At 73.9% G+C, this 17901-nt stretch carries 16 protein-coding genes; 10 read left to right on the forward strand and 6 right to left on the reverse strand.

All coding sequences use genetic code 11. The features are described 5' to 3' along the window. Window positions 1-547: PucR family transcriptional regulator ligand-binding domain-containing protein (locus tag E1291_RS28120; RefSeq protein WP_207400978.1), on the reverse strand; the 547-nt coding region annotated here is incomplete at its 3' end. Between the two features lie 111 nt (window positions 548-658). On the opposite strand from E1291_RS28120, the gene gabT reads away from it, so the two are divergent. From gabT to E1291_RS28155, 7 genes are all read left to right on the forward strand, one after another. Continuing rightward, on the forward strand, window positions 659-2023 hold the full coding sequence (gene gabT / locus E1291_RS28125; RefSeq protein WP_131741101.1) for a 4-aminobutyrate--2-oxoglutarate transaminase: 1365 nt from the start codon (window positions 659-661) through the stop codon (window positions 2021-2023). A 189-nt stretch (window positions 2024-2212) separates the two neighbouring features. Further along, window positions 2213-3913, forward strand: a complete 1701-nt coding sequence (locus tag E1291_RS28130; RefSeq protein WP_131741102.1) for an amidohydrolase — start codon at window positions 2213-2215, stop codon at window positions 3911-3913. 1 nt (window position 3914) lies between these two features. Further along, a complete protein-coding gene (locus E1291_RS28135) occupies window positions 3915-5087 on the forward strand; it encodes an ABC transporter substrate-binding protein (protein ID WP_131741103.1) in 1173 nt (390 codons plus the stop codon). Then, the gene (locus E1291_RS28140) at window positions 5080-5937 is read left to right on the forward strand and encodes an ABC transporter permease subunit (RefSeq protein WP_131741104.1); all 858 of its coding nucleotides are present in this window, start codon (window positions 5080-5082) and stop codon (window positions 5935-5937) included. Before E1291_RS28135 ends, E1291_RS28140 begins: the two co-directional genes overlap by 8 nt. Then, window positions 5924-7699, forward strand: a complete 1776-nt coding sequence (locus E1291_RS28145; RefSeq protein WP_131741105.1) for a branched-chain amino acid ABC transporter ATP-binding protein/permease — start codon at window positions 5924-5926, stop codon at window positions 7697-7699. Before E1291_RS28140 ends, E1291_RS28145 begins: the two co-directional genes overlap by 14 nt. Further along, the gene (locus E1291_RS28150; RefSeq protein ID WP_207400979.1) at window positions 7696-8409 is read left to right on the forward strand and encodes an ABC transporter ATP-binding protein; all 714 of its coding nucleotides are present in this window, start codon (window positions 7696-7698) and stop codon (window positions 8407-8409) included. The genes E1291_RS28145 and E1291_RS28150 overlap by 4 nt, the downstream gene beginning before the upstream one ends. A 29-nt stretch (window positions 8410-8438) precedes the next feature. Then, window positions 8439-9230, forward strand: a complete 792-nt coding sequence (locus tag E1291_RS28155) for an SDR family NAD(P)-dependent oxidoreductase (protein ID WP_131741106.1) — start codon at window positions 8439-8441, stop codon at window positions 9228-9230. Window positions 9231-9242: 12 nt separating this feature from the next. Here the strand turns inward: E1291_RS28155 and E1291_RS28160 are convergent, their stop codons facing one another. The 3 genes from E1291_RS28160 to E1291_RS28170 all read right to left on the reverse strand — a co-directional run bounded on the left by E1291_RS28160 (window position 9243) and on the right by E1291_RS28170 (window position 13274). Further along, window positions 9243-10259 (reverse strand): LLM class flavin-dependent oxidoreductase, encoded by a 1017-nt coding sequence (locus E1291_RS28160; protein ID WP_306434486.1) that lies wholly within the window; start codon window positions 10257-10259, stop codon window positions 9243-9245. A 57-nt stretch (window positions 10260-10316) separates the two neighbouring features. Next, the gene (locus tag E1291_RS28165; RefSeq protein WP_207400980.1) at window positions 10317-12830 is read right to left on the reverse strand and encodes a bifunctional YncE family protein/alkaline phosphatase family protein; all 2514 of its coding nucleotides are present in this window, start codon (window positions 12828-12830) and stop codon (window positions 10317-10319) included. A gap of 123 nt (window positions 12831-12953) precedes the next feature. Continuing rightward, window positions 12954-13274 carry a hypothetical protein gene (locus E1291_RS28170; RefSeq protein ID WP_131741107.1) on the reverse strand — a complete coding sequence of 107 codons (321 nt, stop codon included), beginning with the start codon at window positions 13272-13274 and terminating at the stop codon, window positions 12954-12956. A gap of 195 nt (window positions 13275-13469) precedes the next feature. Between E1291_RS28170 and E1291_RS28175 the strand changes: the two genes are divergently transcribed. Beyond that, window positions 13470-14267: an IPT/TIG domain-containing protein gene (locus E1291_RS28175; protein WP_165495315.1), complete on the forward strand. Its 798-nt coding sequence runs from the start codon at window positions 13470-13472 to the stop codon at window positions 14265-14267. On the opposite strand, the gene E1291_RS28180 is transcribed toward E1291_RS28175, so the two are convergent. After that, the gene (locus E1291_RS28180) at window positions 14254-15741 is read right to left on the reverse strand and encodes a carbon-nitrogen hydrolase family protein (protein ID WP_131741109.1); all 1488 of its coding nucleotides are present in this window, start codon (window positions 15739-15741) and stop codon (window positions 14254-14256) included. The genes E1291_RS28175 and E1291_RS28180 overlap by 14 nt on opposite strands. 177 nt (window positions 15742-15918) lie before the next feature. Here E1291_RS28180 and E1291_RS28185 point away from each other — a divergent pair, with 177 nt between their 5' ends. After that, window positions 15919-16587 (forward strand): hypothetical protein, encoded by a 669-nt coding sequence (locus tag E1291_RS28185; RefSeq protein WP_131741110.1) that lies wholly within the window; start codon window positions 15919-15921, stop codon window positions 16585-16587. A gap of 96 nt (window positions 16588-16683) precedes the next feature. Here the strand turns inward: E1291_RS28185 and E1291_RS28190 are convergent, their stop codons facing one another. After that, on the reverse strand, window positions 16684-17559 hold the full coding sequence (locus E1291_RS28190) for an NAD(P)-dependent oxidoreductase (RefSeq protein ID WP_242614421.1): 876 nt from the start codon (window positions 17557-17559) through the stop codon (window positions 16684-16686). Window positions 17560-17639: 80 nt separating this feature from the next. On the opposite strand from E1291_RS28190, the gene E1291_RS28195 reads away from it, so the two are divergent. Beyond that, window positions 17640-17901, forward strand: a 262-nt coding sequence (locus tag E1291_RS28195) for an AfsR/SARP family transcriptional regulator (RefSeq protein WP_207400981.1), incomplete at its 3' end; no start/stop codon positions are given.

Here is a 17901-nt window from a genome sequence, read left to right on the forward strand (position 1 = left end):
GGTCGCGGGCGCCGGCCGGTTCGGCGTGCCGGACCGCGCCGGCCGGGTCGAGCAGCAGCGCCCAGCCGTCCAGGAGGCGGGCCAGCCGGGTGACCAGCGGGCCCGGCCCCGCCAGCGCGGCGCGGGTCAGCTCCCGCTGGGCCTGGTAGGCGCGGGTCACGTCCTCGTACCACTCGGCGGCCAGCATCCGCGAGACGGCCTTGCCGACGGCGATGAAGGGGGTGGGCCGGGGGACTTCCAGCAGCGCGAGGCCGCGGTCGCGGGCCGCGGCGACCAGCGCGGGCGGGACGGTGTCGTGGATGACGCCGACCCCGACGCCGAGGCCGGCGACGCCCCGGGCGACCAGCCGGTCGACGTATCCGGCGGCGTTGTCCGGGGTGAGCCGCATGCCGGTGGTCAGCACCAGCTCGCCGCCCTCCAGGAACGAGGTCGGGTCCTCCAGCTCGCTGACCGCGACCCACACCACCGGCGCGTCGGGCGGCGGGCCGGTCAGCGGCCGCAGCCTGAGCCGGGGGAGGGCGGCCACGGCGGCCAGGGTGGGCGGCATCGCGATCCTCGCGCGGCTCGGGCGGCTCCTGTGCAGGACGTCCAGATCACGGGACGGATTTCGCCGTCCCGTACGGTTCATCGTAGGCGTTCGGCGGCCTATGTTCGCGCCATGACCAGCCAGGACTTCGCTCCCACCGCGGGCACCGCCGCCCGCCTGCCGCAGGAGCGCCGCGTCGTGACCGAGATCCCGGGGCCGCGGTCCCGGGAACTGCAGCAGCGCCGGATCGCGGCGGTGCCGCCCGGGGTCGGCAGCGTGCTGCCGGTGTACGTGACGGACGCCGACGGCGGCGTGGTCGTCGACGCCGACGGCAACTCGCTCATCGACTTCGGCTCCGGCATCGCGGTGACCAACGTCGGCAACGCCAACCCGCGCGTCGCCGAGCGGGTGGCCCGGCAGGCCGGGCGGTTCACCCACACGTGCTTCATGGTCGCGCCGTACGAGTCGTACGTGGCGGTCTGCGAGCGGCTGAACCGGCTGACCCCGGGCGACCACGAGAAGCGGTCGTTCCTGGTCAACAGCGGCGCGGAGGCGGTGGAGAACGCCGTCAAGATCGCCCGGTACGCGACGGGGCGGCAGGCGGTGGTGGTGTTCGACCACGGCTACCACGGCCGGACCCTGCTGACGATGACGCTGACCGCCAAGAACATGCCGTACAAGCAGGGGTTCGGGCCGTACGCTCCGGAGGTCTACCGGATGCCGATGGCCTACCCGTACCGCTGGCCGACCGGCCCGGCGAACTGCGGGCCGGAGGCGGCGGCGCAGGCGATCGAGCAGATCACCAAGCAGATCGGCGCGTCGAACGTGGCGGCGGTCGTGGTCGAGCCGATCCAGGGCGAGGGCGGGTTCGTCGAGCCCGCGCCCGGGTTCCTGCCCGCGATCGCGGAGTTCTGCCGGGAGAGCGGGGCGCTGTTCGTCGCCGACGAGGTCCAGACGGGCTTCGCGCGGACGGGCGACCTGTTCGCCTGCGAGCACGAGGGGATCGTCCCGGACATCGTCACCACGGCCAAGGGAATCGCGGGCGGGCTGCCGCTGGCGGGCGTGACCGGCCGCGCGGAGATCATGGACAGGGTCCACGGCGGCGGGCTGGGCGGCACCTACGGCGGGAACCCGCTGGCCTGTGAGGCGGCGCTGGCCGTCCTGGAGGAGATCGAGGAGGGCGGGCTCGTCGAGCGGGCCCGCCGGATCGGGGAGATCATGCTGCCCCGGCTGCGCGAGCTGGCCGGGCGGTACCCGGCGATCGGCGACGTGCGCGGCCGCGGCGCGATGATCGCGATCGAGCTGGTGCGGGAGGGCACGAAGGAGCCGGATCCGGAGCTGACCGCCGAGATCGCGCGCCGCTGCCACGCGCGCGGGCTGCTGGTGCTGACGGCCGGAACGTACGGGAACGTGCTGAGGTTCCTGCCGCCGCTCGTCATCCCCGAGCGGCTGCTGCTGGAGGGGCTGGACGTCATCGAGGCGGCGTTCGCTCTCTGACAGCCGTCTGACCTGGGCGTTCGTCCTGCGCCCGTGGGCCGCCGACCTCCTTGCGGAGGCCGGCGGCCTTCGCATGTCCGGATCATGGTGAAGCAGGTCACACTGTTACTCGTTCGTGATTGACCGGTCATCATTTGGCCCCATACGTTCGCAATACGTTTGGGCCCAAATTAAGGAACAGGGGCGTACATGAACCACTCCCCGGACCTGGTGCTGCTGGACGGCGAGGTCCTCACGGCCGACGCGCGGTTCTCGGTGGCGCAGGCGGTGGCCATCACCGGCGGGAAGATCACCGCGGTCGGCTCGACCGAGGAGGTCCGCGCGCTGGCCGGACCGCGCACGCAGGTCGTCGACCTGCGCGGACGCACGGCGCTGCCCGGTATCAACGACTCGCACCTGCACGGCTGCGCGTTCGGCACGAACCGCCCCCCGCTCGCCCTGGACGTGGCGTACCCGGCGGTGCGCTCGATCGCCGACATCACGGCGGCGGTGAAGGAGGCGGCGGCCCGTGTCCCCGAGGGCCGCTGGATCCGCGGGAACGGCTGGGACCCCGGCTACCTGACCGAGTGCCTGGACGGCGGCCGGATGCCCGACCGCGCCGACCTCGACGCGGCCGCCCCGTCCCACCCGGTCTACCTCCAGGACTTCAGCGGGCACCTCACCTGGGCCAACTCGCGGGCGCTGGAGCTGGCGGGCATCACCGCCGACAGCGTGTCGCCCGAGGGCGGCCGCATTCACGTGGACGGGGCCGGCAACCCCACCGGCCTGCTCGCCGAGGGCGCCCAGGACCTCCTGCAGCGTCACCTGCCGCCCTACACCCGCGACCAGATCGAGAGCGCGATCCGCGAGGCCGTCGCGACCCTCCAGCAGGAGGGCATCACCAGCTACACCGAGCCCGGCCTCGGGCCGGGCGGCAAGAGCCTGTTCGCGGGCGCGGCGGGCCAGCTCACCCTGGACGTCTACGGCGACCTCGCCCGCGCCGGCGACCTCGGCGCGCGGGTCAGCGTGCTGCTGCTGCTCACCGGGCTCAGCGGCTCGGCCGCCGACATCGCCGAGGGCCTGGCCAACGCCAAGGTCCCCGAGGACGTCGACCCCCGCATCCTGAACGTCCTCGGCGTGAAGCTGTTCGCCGACGGCATCCCGCCGAACGAGACCGCCTGGATGCGCGAGCAGTACCCCGGCGGCGACTTCGGCTGCCTGTGCGTGCACGGCGCCTCCGACGCGCTGCGCACCCGCGAGCTCAACGAGATGATCAGGCTGGCGCACGTGGCGGGCCACCAGCTCGGCGTGCACGTCACCGGCGACCGCGCCATCGACGCCGTCGTGGACGCCTTCGAGGCGGCGCAGGCCGAGCACCCGCGCGACGACCCCCGGCACTACGTCATCCACGCCGACCTGCTCGGCCCGCAGAGCATGCGCAAGCTCGCCCGGCACGGCTTCGGCGCGAACATGAACCCGGCGATCAAATGGATGATCGTCGACATGCTGGAGGAGCAGCTCGGGCACGACCGGGCCGCCTACCAGTACCCCGTCCGGTCGGCGATCGAGGCCGGCATCCCGGTCACCGCCAGCTCGGACGCCCCTGTCGCCCCGCCCAACTGGCGGCAGGGCGTGGCGGCGATGCTGCTGCGCGAGTCCAAGGCGAGCGGACGGACGTTCGGCCCCGAGGAACGGGTCGGGCTGCCCGAGGCCGTCCGCGCCTACACCGTCAACGCGGCATGGCAGGACTTCGCCGAGGACTGGAAGGGCACCCTCGAAACCGGCAAGGCCGGCGACGTCACCGTCCTGGACGGGACGATCACCGCCCTCGATCCCCACGACCTCCCGGACGTTCCCGTCGCGATGACCGTCTTCGACGGCCGGATCGTCCACAGCACCGAAGGTCTCTGAGATGCGAATCACCCCCATCGTCGCAGCCGCTCTTCTCGTCCTTCCGCTGGCCGCGTGCGCCGACGACGGCTCCGGGTCCGGCTCCGGTCCGATCAACGTCGGGTCGGTGTCGACCCTGAGCGGGCCGGTCACCTTCCCCGAGGCGTCCCAGGCGGCCAAGGCCGTCTTCGACGACGTCAACGCCGCCGGCGGCGTCAACGGCCACAAGATCGCCTACACCGCCGCCGACGACAAGGGCGACCCGGCCAGCGCCGCGCTCGCCGCCCGCGACGTCATCCAGAACAAGAAGGCGGTGGCGCTGGCCGGCGGCGCCAGCCTGGTCGACTGCCAGGTCAACGGGCCGCTGTACGACCGGAACAAGATCACCGACGTCCGCGGCGTCGGCGTGGACCCCGGCTGCTTCACCTCGCCGAACATCTCCCCGGTCAACACCGGCCCGTTCTTCGGGTCCACCGTGACGCTCTACTACGCCTCCGAGACGCTGAAGATCAGCAAGATCTGCGCGTTCTTCACGATCATCGGCAGCACCGCCAACGCCTACCGGGAGGGCGTCGAGCGCTGGTCCAAGATCACCGGTAAGAAGCTGCTGATCAACGACCTGAGCCTGTCGGCGGCCACGACCGACTACACCCCCTACGTCCTGCGGGCGCGCGGTGCGGGCTGCCAGGCGGTGCTGTTCAACGGCGTCGAGCCGATGTCCATCGGCTGGGTCAAGGCCGCGCAGGCGCAGAAGATCAACAACATCAAGTGGCTCTTCCTGGCCTCCACCTACACCGCCGAGGCGTCCAAGGCGCTGGGCCCCGCGGGCAAGAACGTCGTCGCGCTGTCGGAGTTCGAGCCGTACACCGACACCGCGTCCCAGGCCAACAAGGACTGGCGGGCGACGATGACCAAGCACAACGTGCCGCTCACCGCCTTCGCCCAGGGCGGCTACCTCGCCGCCCAGCACCTGGTCACGGTGCTGAAGGGGATCAAGGGCGACATCACCCGCGAGGCCGTCACCAAGGCCATGAAGGACCTCAAGCCGCTGGAGTCGGGCATGACCGGGCTGCCGTTCGCCTTCGGGTCCGGCAAGTCCCACGCCTCCAACCTCGCCGCCAAGTTCGTCCAGCCGGACGCGAAGGGCGGCTGGACCGTGCTCACCCCCGACTGGGTCAAGCTGCCCAATGCTTGAGGGAGCGATCGCCGGCCTCGCCGGCGGCGGCGCCTACGCCGCGTTCGGCCTCTGCCTCACGCTGATGTTCCGGCTGGTCAGGGTCGTCAACTTCGCACAGGTCGCGATCGGCGTGATCGGCCTCTACACGATGGCGATCACCTCCGAGCACGGCTGGCCCTACGGGCCGGCCGCGCTCGCCGGCCTCCTGGCCGCCACGCTGGTCGCCGCCGCGCTCGGCTGGGTGATGGGCACGTGGTTCGGGGAGGCCGGCGCCGACCAGCGCTCGGCCATCTCCATCGCGTTCCTCGTCGGCCTGCTCGCCGTCTCGTTCCTGGCCTTCGGCACCGACCCGCGCCGCATGCCGGGCAAGTTCGGCGGCTCGCTGTTCACCGTGGACGGCATCACGGTCACCAAGGCGTCGGCGGTGTGCGTCGCGGGGTCGATCCTGGTCGCGGCGGGCGCCTGGCTCGTCCTCACCCGGACCGTCCTCGGCCTGCGGCTGCGCGCGCTGTCGGAGCGGCCGACGACCGCCGAGCTGCACGCCATCCCCTCCCGCCGCCTCGGCGTCGGGATGTGGGCGGTCACCGGGCTGCTCGCCGCCGCCGTCCTGCTCGTCGTCGCGCCGCAGCAGACCAGCGACCAGACGTCGCTGTCGCTGATGGTCATCCCGGCGGGCGCCGCCGCGCTCGTCGGCGGCTTCCGCAGCCTCGGCCGGACGGTCGCGGGCGGCCTCGGGCTCGGCGCGCTGCAGGGCGCGCTCGCCCACGTCACCGAGCTGCAGCAGTACCGCGACACGGTGCCGTTCGTGGCGATCCTCGCCATCCTGATCTGGTCCCAGCGCAAGGAGGTGTGGGATGCGGCACGCTGAGGCGGAGCCCGCGAAGCCGCCGGGGGACGCCGCGCCGAGCGGGCCGGCCGGTCCCGGCCGCTCCCGCCGGCGGGCGCTGACCGGCCTGCTCGCGCAGCCGGCCGGCGCGCTGCTGGTCGTCATCGTCGCGGCGATCACCGTCCCGCAGTACTGGCTGTTCCTCGCGACGTCGGTGCTGGTGTCGGCGGTCGCGCTGCTCGGCCTCGGCATCGTCGGCCGGGCCGGCATGAACTCGCTGTGCCAGCTGTCGTTCGCCGCGGTCGGCGCCTGGACGGTCGCCCAGCTCAACGTGTGGGAGACCCCCGGCGGGCTGATCGCCTGGACGCTCGCCGGCGGCCTGGCCGCGATGCCGTTCGGCGTGCTGATCGGGCTGCCGGCGCTGCGGCTGCGCGGTGTGCACCTCGCCGTCGTCACGCTCGGGTTCGCCGCCGCCGCCGACGTCGTGATCTCCGCGGTGAACTTCCCCGGCGTCGACTCCTACCAGCAGGTCCTGCGGCCCGGGTTCATCGCCACCGACCGGCAGTACTTCGTGTACGCGGGCCTGGTGTTCGTCGTGGCCGCGGTCGGGGTCCAGTGGCTCGGGGGCACCCGGACGGGCGCCGCGTGGCGCGCCGTCCGGTTCTCCGAGCGGGCCACCGCCGCCTCCGGGACGGGCGTCGCCGGCGCCAAGCTGTCGGCGTTCGCGCTCAGCGCCTTCGCCGCGGGCCTGTCCGGCGGGCTGCTCGCCGGTCAGGTCGGCATGATCACGGCGCAGAACTTCGGGACGATCAGCTCGCTGGCCCTGTTCGTCGTCGCCGTGATGGCGGGCGGGGAGTACGTCGGCGGGGCGCTGCTGGGCGGCGTCATGATCATGTTCGTGCCGGAGCTGTTCCGCCGCGCCGGGATCAACCAGGACTGGGCGAACGTGCTGTTCGGCGTCGGCGCCGTGCACGCGCTGTCGCAGGGCAGCAGCGTCAGCGAGGGCGTGGCCCGCCGGCTGCGCGCCCGCCGGCCCGCCGCGGTCCCCGCGCCGCGGGCGCCGGTGGACGGCGGGACCCCGCCGCTCGGGACCGAGCCGCTTCTGGAGGTCAAGGGCCTGAGCGTCCGGTTCGGGCAGGTGGTCGCGCTCCAGGACGTGGACCTCGTCGTCCCGGAGGGCACCGTCATGGGCCTCATCGGCCCGAACGGCGCGGGCAAGTCGACCCTGACCGACGCGCTGTCGGGGTTCCTGCCGTCGGCCACCGGGTCGGTGACCCTCGCCGGCCGTCCCCTCGGCGGCCTGCCCGTGCACCGCCGCGCCGCGGCCGGGCTGCGCCGCACGTTCCAGCAGGACCGCGTCCCGACCGGCCTCACCGTCGGCGCCTACCTGCGGTTCGCGGCCCATCGCGCCGTCCCCGCCGGCGAGCTGGCGGAGGTCCGCGCGTTCCTCGGCTGCCCTCCGCCGGACGCGCACGTCGCCGACCTCGACGTCGGCAGCCGCCGCCTCCTGGAGGTGGCCGCCGCGCTGCTCGCCCGGCCGAAGCTGATCATCCTGGACGAGCCGGCCGCCGGGCTCGCGCACGCCGAGTCCCTCGCGCTCGCCGACCGGCTCGTGGAGGTCCCGGCCCGCTACGGTGCGTCGGTCCTGCTGATCGAGCACGACCTCGACATGGTGCGGCGGGCCTGCGCGCGCGTCGTCGTCCTCGACTTCGGCCAGGTCATCGCCGCGGGCCCGCCCGCCGAGGTGCTGGCCCGGCCCGAGGTCGCCCGCGCCTACCTGGGAGACGAGGTGGCCCTCACATGACGACCGTGACGGATCTGACGCTGGCGGACGTGGCGGTCGCGCGGGGCGGCGCCCCGATCGTCCGCGACGTGTCGCTGACCGTCCCCGCCGGGGAGGTCACAGTCCTGCTCGGCCCGAACGGCGCGGGGAAGACCACGCTGCTGGAGGCGATCGCCGGGGTCCTGCCGATCACGTCGGGACGGCTGACCGGGGGCGGCGCCGACCTCGCCGGCCTCGACCGGGTGGCGCGGGCCAGGCGCGGTCTCGCGCTCGTGGAGCAGGGCCGCACCGTTTTCACGTCCCTGACGGTCGCGGAGAACCTGCGGGTGGTCCGCCGCGGCGCCGCGGCCGTGGACCGCGCCCTGGAGCTGTTCCCCGAGCTGGACAAGCGGATGGACGTCCAGGCCGGGCTGCTGTCGGGCGGCGAGCAGCAGATGGTCGTGCTCGCGCGGGCCCTGGCGATGGGGCCGTCGGTGCTGCTGATCGACGAGATGTCGCTCGGTCTCGCGCCGGTGATCGTGCGGCGGCTGCTGCCCGCCGTCCGGTCCCTCGCCGACGACGGCGTCGCGGTCCTGCTGGTCGAGCAGTTCGCGACGCTCGCGCTGGGCATCGCCGACACCGCGCACGTCCTGGCGGGCGGCCGGCTCACCCACTCGGGTCCGGCGGCGCCGCTCCGCAAGTCCCCCGAACTGCTGCACTCCGCCTATCTCGGCGAGGCGGCGGCGAGCTGACCACCGTTCACCCCAGCGAAGGAGAAGGCATGGGACGCGTGCTGATCGTCACCGGCGGCGGCAGCGGGATCGGGGCGGCGGTCGCCGCCGGCGCCGCCGCCCGCGGCGACCGGGTGGTGATCTGCGGGCGCCGCAAGGAGGCCCTCGACCGGGTCGCCGCCGCGACCGGCGCCGAGGCCAGGGTCGCCGACGTGTCCTCCCCGGACGCGGTCGCCGCCCTCGTGGACGACGTCGTGGCGGCCCACGGACGGCTGGACGGCGTGGTCGCCAACGCCGGAACACTGCGCAACGGCGGCGTCCTCGACCTGTCGGACGAGGACTGGGACATCACCCTGAGGACGAACCTGACCTCGGTGTTCCTGCTGGCCAGGGCCGCGCTGCCGCACCTGATCGAGACGCGCGGGTCGCTGGTGTCGGTGTCGTCGGTCGCCGCGCTGCGCACCCCGCTCGGCGTGGCCGCCTACGCCACGTCCAAGGCGGGGCTCACCATGCTCACGCAGACGATCGCGGCCGACTACGGGCCGCGCGGCGTCCGCGCGAACGTGGTGTGCCCCGGGTGGATCCGCACGGAGATGTCGGACGAGGAGATGCGCGAGTTCGGCGAGCCGCACGGCCTCGGCCGGGAGGAGGCGTACGAGGAGGTCACCCGGCTCGTCCCGCAGCGCCGGCCGGGCACCCCGGAGGAGGCCGCCGCGGCCGTCCTGTGGCTGCTCGGCCCGGAGTCGTCCTACGTGAACGGCGCGGTCCTGTCGGTGGACGGCGGCACCGCCCTGCTCGACCCCGGCACCGTCGCGTTCGACTTCGAGGTCAGGCCGCGGTGACCCGGCCGGGGATCAGGTGAGCGCGCCCTCCTGCGGCGCGGCGGCCTTGAGGTCGTACAGGCCGGCGACGATGTCGTAGGAGCGCAGGCGGTCGGCGTGGTCGTACACCATCGTGGTGATCATGACCTCGTCGACCGCCGTCCGGGCGATGAGGTCGTCCATCTGCCGCCGCACGCTCTCCGGCCCGCCGACGACCTGCTCCGCCGCCCGCGACTGGATGATCTCGCGCTCCACCGGCGTGTAGGGGTAGGCGTCGGTCTCCTCCGGGGTGGGCAGCAACCCCGGCCGCCCCTGCCGCAGCCGCAGGAAGGCCAGCGACTGCGGCCGGGCCATCTCGGCGGCCCGCTCGTCGGTGTCCGCCGCCGTCACCGACACCCCGATCATCGAGTACGGCTCGGCCAGGTGCTCGGACGGGCGGAACGAGTCCCGGTACAGCGCCAGCGCGGGCTCGGTGTTCTGCGAGCTGAAATGGTGCGCGAACGCGAACGGCAGGCCGAGCAGCCCCGCCAGCCGCGCGCTGTAGCCGCTGCTGCCGAGCAGCCAGACCGGCGGCCCGTTGCCCGCGGCGGGCGTCACCGTGCCGCCGTCGTCGAAGTAGCCGCGCAGTTCGACGACCTGCTCCGGGAAGTCGTCCACCGACAACGCGTCCGGGGACCTGCGCAGAGCGCGCGCGGTCGCCTGATCGGTTCCGGGGGCGCGGCCCAGGCCGAGATCGATCCGCCCGGGGTACAGCGCCTCCAGGGTCCCGAACTGCTCGGCGACCACCATCGGCGCGTGGTTCGGCAGCATGATCCCGCCCGACCCGATCCGCATCGCCGACGTCACGGCGGCGACCTGGCCGATCAGCACGGCGGTCGCCGAGCTCGCGATCCCGGGCATCGCGTGGTGCTCGGCGAGCCAGTACCGGTGGAAGCCGAGCCGTTCGGCGTGCCGGGCCAGGTCGAGCGTGTTGCGCAGCGCCTGACCCGACGTCGAGCCGGAGACGACGGGGGACAGGTCGAGGACGGAGAACCGGAGCGTCATGCCCATTGCCAACCCGCCCGGTCCCCGTCCTCTTCCCGCGGGGCCCCGCCGCGTCAGCCGCCGTCAGTCATCGTCGTCGTCCTCGCGGGGCGCCGGGGCGCCGGGAAGGAGGTGCCGCGGCTCGGGCATCCGCGCGTCCCGGCCGCGGACGCTGCGCCAGATCGCCTCGTTGAACGTCCGCTCGTCGATCTGGTCCTCCCTGCCCAGCTGCTGCCGCGCCGAGATCGCCGCCATCGCCGCGTTCGCCGCGTTGGTCTCCGTCCGCGGCCACGACGGCGTGATCGCCCGGTACGGGCGGCGGTCGGGCCGGGACGTGAACGCCGCGGTCATCGGCGTCGCGTACGCGTCGAACTGGGTGAGCGGCCCCACCCCGCTGATCAGCTCCATCGTCCGCACCATCGAGACCGTGCTGTAGAACGTCGAGTCGACCTTGCCCGTCCGCGTGTACGGGCTGACCACCAGCGCGATCGTCCGATGCGCGTCGACGTGGTCGGGGCCGTTCTGCGCGTCGTCCTCGGTGATGAAGATCGCGGTGTCCTTCCAGAACCGGGACGCGCTGACCGCCTCCACCAGCAGGCCGAGCGCGTAGTCGTTGTCGGCGACGTAGGCGCGCGGCGTCGGCGAGCCGGGCCTGGTGCCCGCGGTGTGGTCGTTCGGCAGCCGGACGAACTCCACCGGCGGCAGCTTCCCGCTCGCCTCGTAGCGGCGGAAGTCGGTCAGCCACTCGGTCACCCGCGGCGTCCCGCACGTCGTGGACATCGGGGCGAACGAGCCGGGGCTGTCCGGGCAGGCGAGGTCGTAGCCGTGGAAGGCCGGGTCGGTGGCCGCCGCCAGCACCGGGTCGTCGGCGGACGCGCGTCCCCGCGCGTCATGGTTCACGTAGAAGCCGTAGTTGCGGAACGGGACGCCGGCCTTGGCGAGACGCTGCCAGATGTAGGCGTTCTTCACATCGCGGTTCGGCGCGATCTCGGGGCTGCCGTTCTCGGACGGGTAGGGGGCGTCGCGGCCCGAGTAGTTCGCGGGCCACACCTGCTCGGAGTAGGGGTTGGAGTTGCCGCCGACCACCCAGTTCCAGCCCTGGGCGCTCACCTCCGCGTCGGCGTAGAAGTTGTCGAAGGTGACGAACCGCCGCGACAGCTCCCGCGCGTTCGGCGCCGTGTCGTCCCCGAACAGGTTGACGCCCGGGTCGCCGTCGCCCTTGCCGAGGCTGCCGAGCTCCTGGTCGTAGGTGCGGTTCTCGCGCACGACGTAGATGACGTGCTTGATGGGGGTCTTCCCGCCGGGGTGCAGCGGGACGACGCTGCCACCGTCCCCGCGCCCGCCGCGCACGCGGTCCCGCTCGTCGAACCCGTTGTCGCGCACGACCTGCCGGGACCAGGCGGCCAGCCGCCGCCGGTCGGACGGGTGGTCGATCAGCGACAGCGTCCCCTTGATCATCGACCCGATGTACCGGTCGGGCGTGCCGCCGCCGTAGGGGTCGGGGTGTCCCGGGCCGTCGTTGCGTCCGGCGCCGAGCCCCTTGGCGTTGGTGACCAGCAGCCGGTCGCCGGCCAGCTCCACCGACGTGGGGTACCAGCCCGTCGGGATCATCCCGATGACCTTGCCGCGGCGCAGGTCCACGACGGCGACGTCGTTGTTGCCGGAGTTCGCCACGTACAGCAGCCGCCCGTCCCCGGACGGCGTGGACGCGACCGGGTTGCTGCCGACGGGAGCGCCCCGGTACGGCCGCAGGTCGATCTTCTGGACGGCCCGTGCCGCGGCGGTGTCGAGGACGTCGACCTCGTCGCCGTCGCCCGCGGTGACGAACGCGCGGGACCCGTCCGGGCTGAGCGAGATCCGGCCCGGGTGCGTCCCGGTGGGAACGGTCCCGGTGACCTTGGGGGCGCCGGTGACGTCGACGACGCTGACCGAGGCGCCGCCCTGGTTCGCGACGTAGGCGGTCCTGCCGTCGCGGCCGAGCGTCACGCCGTACGGCCGGTGCCCGGCCGCCGTCGTCAGCGCCCGCCCGGAGGCCAGGTCCACCACCGACACCGCGTCCGCCTGCTGGTCGGCGACCACCAGCCGCCTCCCGTCCGGCGTGACGGCGAGCCCCGCCGGGAACATGGAGACCTTCTCGCCATCGGGGTTCTTCTCCGGCAGCGCGAGGGACGCGGTCTCCTTGAGCGTCCCGCCCTCGGCGTCGTACACGCGGATCTTGTTGTTGCCGCCCGCGCTCGCGTAGGCGCGCCGGCCGTCCGGGCTCCACGCCACGCCCGCGTAGAGGGCCTGCGGCGCCTTGTACTCCAGCGTCTGCACGACCTTCCCGGCGGTGACGTCGACCAGCTGGAGCGACTGCACGCCCTGCCCGTCGTTGCCGACGAGCAGCCGTGAGCCGTCCGGGCTGAGCGCGGATGCCAGCGGCAGCAACCCCAGCGTCACCTGCGCGCCCGCCGGTGTCACCCGATGGCCCACCGGCGTGATCCCGGTGCCGTCGCCCTGCGGGCCCGCGTGCCGGGGGGTGCCCGCGTAGGCGGCCCCGCCGCTCAGCAAGGCCAGCCCGGTCACGGCCGCGACGACGTGTCTCGATCGCAGTCTCATGACAGCCTCCTGCGCGCCGCCGCCCCACCCCTGGGGGAGGGGGTGGCGGTGGGCGACGGCCGCCCCGGACGTTAGGCAGCGCGCCCTGCGGCCGCGTGAGCGCGAGATGAAGCGTGGGGGAACTCAGCTCCCGGACGCCTTGATCGCGAACACGGCGGCGACGATGGACCCGGTGAGGGCGAGCGGGAGCACCGTCACGCTGAGCCAGGACCAGACCACCAGCCGCCGGGCGCGGCCAGGGTCGCCGGCCGCGAAGCGCTCCTCGGCCCGGGTGTACAGCAGGGCGGCGACCACCGCCATCGGCGGGCAGAGCAGGGTGGTCAGCAGGCCGAGGACGAACGCGGCGATCTGGCCCGGCAGGGTGTAGGAGCCGTCGGCGCCGATGCCGGGGCCGGGACGTGCGGGGCGTACGGGGACGGGGCGTGCGGGAGCGAACTCGTTCATGGGACGCACCGATCGCTAGAAAGTGACCGAGATCATACGACCGGGCACTCCCGGTATGCGAGAGCCTTGGAGGCTTCATTTCCGGTACCCCCCGCACCGGTTCACTGATCATGGTGAAGCGGGCGAAACGGTGCGGCGGCGGGTCCCGATGACATGCACGGAAGCACCTGCCGGAGCCCAAGGAGGAGCAACGACGTGACCAACGAGTCGCCGGTCGGCACCGAGTACGCCCGCACCCGCGACATCGTCGCCGCGTCGGCCGTGCTCCTGCTGCTCACGGCCGTGCTGGTGACGGTCCTCGTGCAGGCGTGGCCGCCCGCGCCCGGCACCGGCCCCGACGGGCGCGTCCAGCCCCCGGCCGCCGCGGTGGCGGTGCATCTGCCGGGCTGGTCGCCGCGGCTGACGCGGGAGGCGAGCCTGTTCACCATCGTGCTCGCCGCGGGGGCGCTCGGCTCGGTGGTGCACGCGCTGCGCTCGCTGTACTGGTACGTCGGGAACCGGTCGCTGCGCCGCAGCTGGCTGATGATGTACCTGTTCCTGCCGTTCGTCGGCGCGCTGCTCGGGCTGATCGTCTACCTCGTGCTGCGCGGCGGCCTGACCTCGCCCGCGGGCGGCTCGTCCGACATCAACCCCTACGGCATCACGGCCATCGCGGCGCTGGTCGGGCTGTTCTCCCGGGAGACCGCCGAGAAGCTGCGCACCGTGTTCGCCACGCTGCTCGCCCCCGCCCAGCCGGGCCGCGACCAGGCGCTGGCCGCGCGGATCACCGCGGTCGACCCGTCGTCCGGCGCGCCCGGGACGGCGGTCACCGTGCACGGCACCGGGCTGGGCTCGGCGACCGGCGTCCGCTTCGGCGGCGCCGAGGCGCCGGTCACCGACGTGACCGACACGCGGCTGCGCACCACCGTGCCGCCGGGCGCCGTCTCCGGCCATCCGGTGGTCACCACCCCGGGCGGCCCGGCGACCGGCCCGGCGCCGTTCACCGTCGGCTGACCTCCGCGGCGGTGCGGCCCGCGTCCTTGGCGGCGGGCCAGTGCTCCAGCCACACGTCGTAGGCGGCGCCGGGCAGCACCCGCGGCAGCTCCGCGGTCGCGAGCCGGCCGAGCTCGTCGCCCGCGCTGGCCCCGCCGAACTGGAGCTCGGTGGCGTACGCGCCGCGGTCCAGGCTCGCCGGGCCCGCGACGAGGCAGGTGTGCCGGGTGCCCGGCAGCTCCTCGTCGGGGATCGCGGCGCCGACCGCCAGGCTGTTGGACACCACCACCCAGCTGCCGAGCCCGGCGACCTGCCGCTCGGCGCCCTGCTGCTCCCAGCGGTGCTCCAGGACGGGCTTGGAGAAGATCGGGACGAGCAGGTGCGAGATCCCGCACGCCTTCAGCTCCCGCTCCCAGCCGATCGAGCGGCCGAGGTCCTCGCAGATCAGCACCGCGAGCCGGCCGAGGGAGGAGTCCAGCACCCGGACCCGGGTGCCGAGCGCCGCGTACTCCTCGGCGGTGCCGGACTCCGGCGCGCCGGGCAGCCGCCACAGCCGCATCTGCGCGGCGTCCAGCGTGAAGCCCGACAGCTTGTCCTGGACGAGCAGCTCCTGCCCCGTCCAGCGGTCGATCAGGACGGCGCGGTTCGGCGGCGGGTCGCCGCCGCCGAGGGGGCCGGTGCCGGCCAGCAGGAACCGCAGCGGGTGCTGCTCGCGGTCGCGTCCGGCGGTGTCGAACGCGACCTCCTTCCAGTGCTCCAGCAGCCCGTCCGACAGCGACGACTCGGGCATCACCGCGAGCCGCGCCCCCGCCTCGTCCAGCCGCCGGATGATCGCCTTGATGCGGGTGCGGACGCCGGCCGAGTCCATCGGGCGCAGCCGGTAGACGGTCATGCCGGCGCGCTCCTCGAAGTCGATCTCGATGTCGTCGAACGTCTCCAGCACCGGCGCGCACCCGACCGCGACGGGCTCGCCCGGCGTGAAGCGCGGGTCGTTGACCGCGGGCAGGACGCTGTGCTCGATCAGGTCCCACTCGGCCTGCGGGACGCGGTGCACGCCGAAGAACTCCGCCTTGCCCCGGCGGCCCCGCGGCCGGCCCGGGAACGCGCAGCGCGGCAGCAGCGCGCCCGGCGTGCCGGGGCCGTTCAGCCGGCCCTCGGTCAGGTAGTTCACCAGCGTGCCCGTCAGCGCGGGGGCGTCGAAGTACGGCGAGTACGGGTTGGCGTGCGCGAGCGCGATGTCCAGGCCCAGCAGCAGCGTGAACCGGCCGAGGTCGCCCTGCTCGGCGATGATCCGCTCGACCTCGGCGGGATCGAGCGCGCCCGCGCCGAGGACGGTCTCGCCGATCTCGCCGGCGCGCCGCCGGACCTCGGGATCGTCGTACCACCGTGAGGCCGTCCAGCCCTGGAAGACGCGGTCGGGCACGTCGTCGTACAACCGGACGAAGAGATCAGCTGGGCCGGCCGGATGGCCGTATGCCGCCAACTGATCCGTCATGGGCGCCCCCGGGGGATTGACTTTGAAGGTGACGGGTGGTCGACCGATGTTAACTCGCCTGCGACCTCCGTTTCAGTGGCATCTGGTACAGAACCCCGCCGATCCTCACTTGACATTCACTTGGCACCGGCGCACCCTGGACATGTCCGGCCTTCCCTCTCCGATCCAGGAGCAGCCGTGAAGACAGAAACCCAGCCGTCCGGGCACGACCGCAGGACCGAGGTCCGGCGGCTCCTCGACTCGATGGAGCACGCGAAGGTCATCAGCGACGGCCACTTCAGCGCGCTCGGCATGCTGATCACCGATGCCTCGCTCAGCGCCGACGAGCCGGCGCTCGTCGAATGCCAGGACGGCCTGCAGTGGCTGCACCGCCACTACCTCGACGCCGACGCCCTCGACGGCCCGCAGCGCGAGCAGCGCGGCCGCATCCTCGGGCTCATCGACGTCGTCCACTGGGCGCTGCGGCGGCTGCCGTCCGGCCTGCAGCTGGCCCTCCAGCCCGACGGCCACGCCGCCCGCTTCCTCCAGGCCGTCTGCCGCAGGCAGGGCCTGTCCAACCAGCAGCTCGCCGCCGAGCTCGGCACCGACGAGACCGAGATCAGCCGGGTGGGACGCAGGCTCCTGTCGGCGGGCGTGGTCTGGCGGCGCAAGGAATGGCGGCACAACGCGTGGGACATCACCCCGCGTGGCCGCCAGTACCTGGAGACCGCGGGTCTCCTCCCCGACGACCGGCCCGAGAGCACCGCGCCCCGGCCCGCGCCCCGCACCGCCGAGGCCCCGCCGCTCCGTTCCCCCGACCCCGAACCCCCCACCCCCCGCCCCGAGCCCCACCGGCGACAGTATTGATCCACGACCCGGGCGGGCACCGATCTCGGCCCGCACGCGAACGCGTCACCGGCCCCCTTGAGGCGATGCCATGGGCAAGCCTCAAGGGGGCTTCGATCAGCGGGTCTCCAGGAGGTCGATCAGGCGGGCCAGGCCGTCGGAGGCGTGACCCCGGGCCACGGCGCGGTCCAGGAGGTCGCGCATCGGGAGCAGCGGGGACGGGTCGACGCCCAGCTCGCGGCTCAGCTCGATCAGCTCGGGGAAGGCGACCTGGCTGGTGGCCACGGTCGACACCGTCGTGGCGAACTCGCCCGCGTCGACCATCCGCGCCGCCTCGGTGAACGTGCCCGTCATCGCGTTGACCCACGCGGTGGCCATCGGCGCGAACTCCGCGGCCTCGACGCCCTCCGCGCGGACGAGCGCGGTGGCGTGGTAGAAGCCGGCGAACATCCCGAACATGGCGTCCAGCAGGGCCATGTCGAACAGCGGCGCGCGGCCCGGGTCGCCGCCCAGGTGGCGGGGGGTGCCGAGCACCGCGAGCAGGTCCCGGTGCGTCTCGAACGCGTCCTCGTCGCCGCTGTAGAGGATCAGCGCCTCCGGCCGGCCGATCATCGGCGGTACGGCCATGATGCCGCCGTCGACGTAGCGGGCGCCGTGCCCCGTCACGTACCCGGCGAGCGCGCGGGCCTGGGCGGGCGTGCCGTTGGTGAGCTGCACGACCGTCCGCCCGGCCAGCGCCTCGGCCGGCAGGACGCCCTCCGCGTCCGCGTAGACGGACAGGCACACGATCACCAGCGGGCTCGCGGCGACGGCCTCGGCGGGGGTCGCCGCGGCCACGGCGCCCTGCGCGACGAGCGGGGCGGCCTTGGCGGCCGTCCGGTTCCACACGGTCGTCGGATGCCCGGCGTTCAGCAGCGCCCCGGCCAGCGCCGAGCCCATGAGCCCCAGCCCGAGGACGGTCACGGGCGTCTTGCCGATGGTGTCATCGATCACGGTGAATCCTCCTTGTCGGTACGGACGAAGCGTGCGGCGGGCGGCTTCGGGAACCCTTCGGGCGGCGCTACGGTGGCGGTATGCGCTTCGGGGTCCTCGGTCCGGTGGAGGTGCGGACGGAGGACGGCACGCCGGTGAAGGTCGCCGACCGCAAGGTCCGGGCGCTGCTGGCGAACCTGCTCGCCCACGCCGGGCGCGTCGTCCCGGCGGACCGGCTCGTCGACGACCTGTGGGGCGCCGCGCTGCCGGCGAACCCCGCGGCGACCCTCCAGGCGCGGGTGTCGCAGCTGCGGCGGGCCCTGGCGGACGCCGAGCCGGGCGGCCGCGCGCTGGTGGAGTCCC

The organism is Actinomadura roseirufa (genome assembly GCF_900659635.1).
Lineage (GTDB): Bacteria > Actinomycetota > Actinomycetes > Streptosporangiales > Streptosporangiaceae > Spirillospora > Spirillospora roseirufa.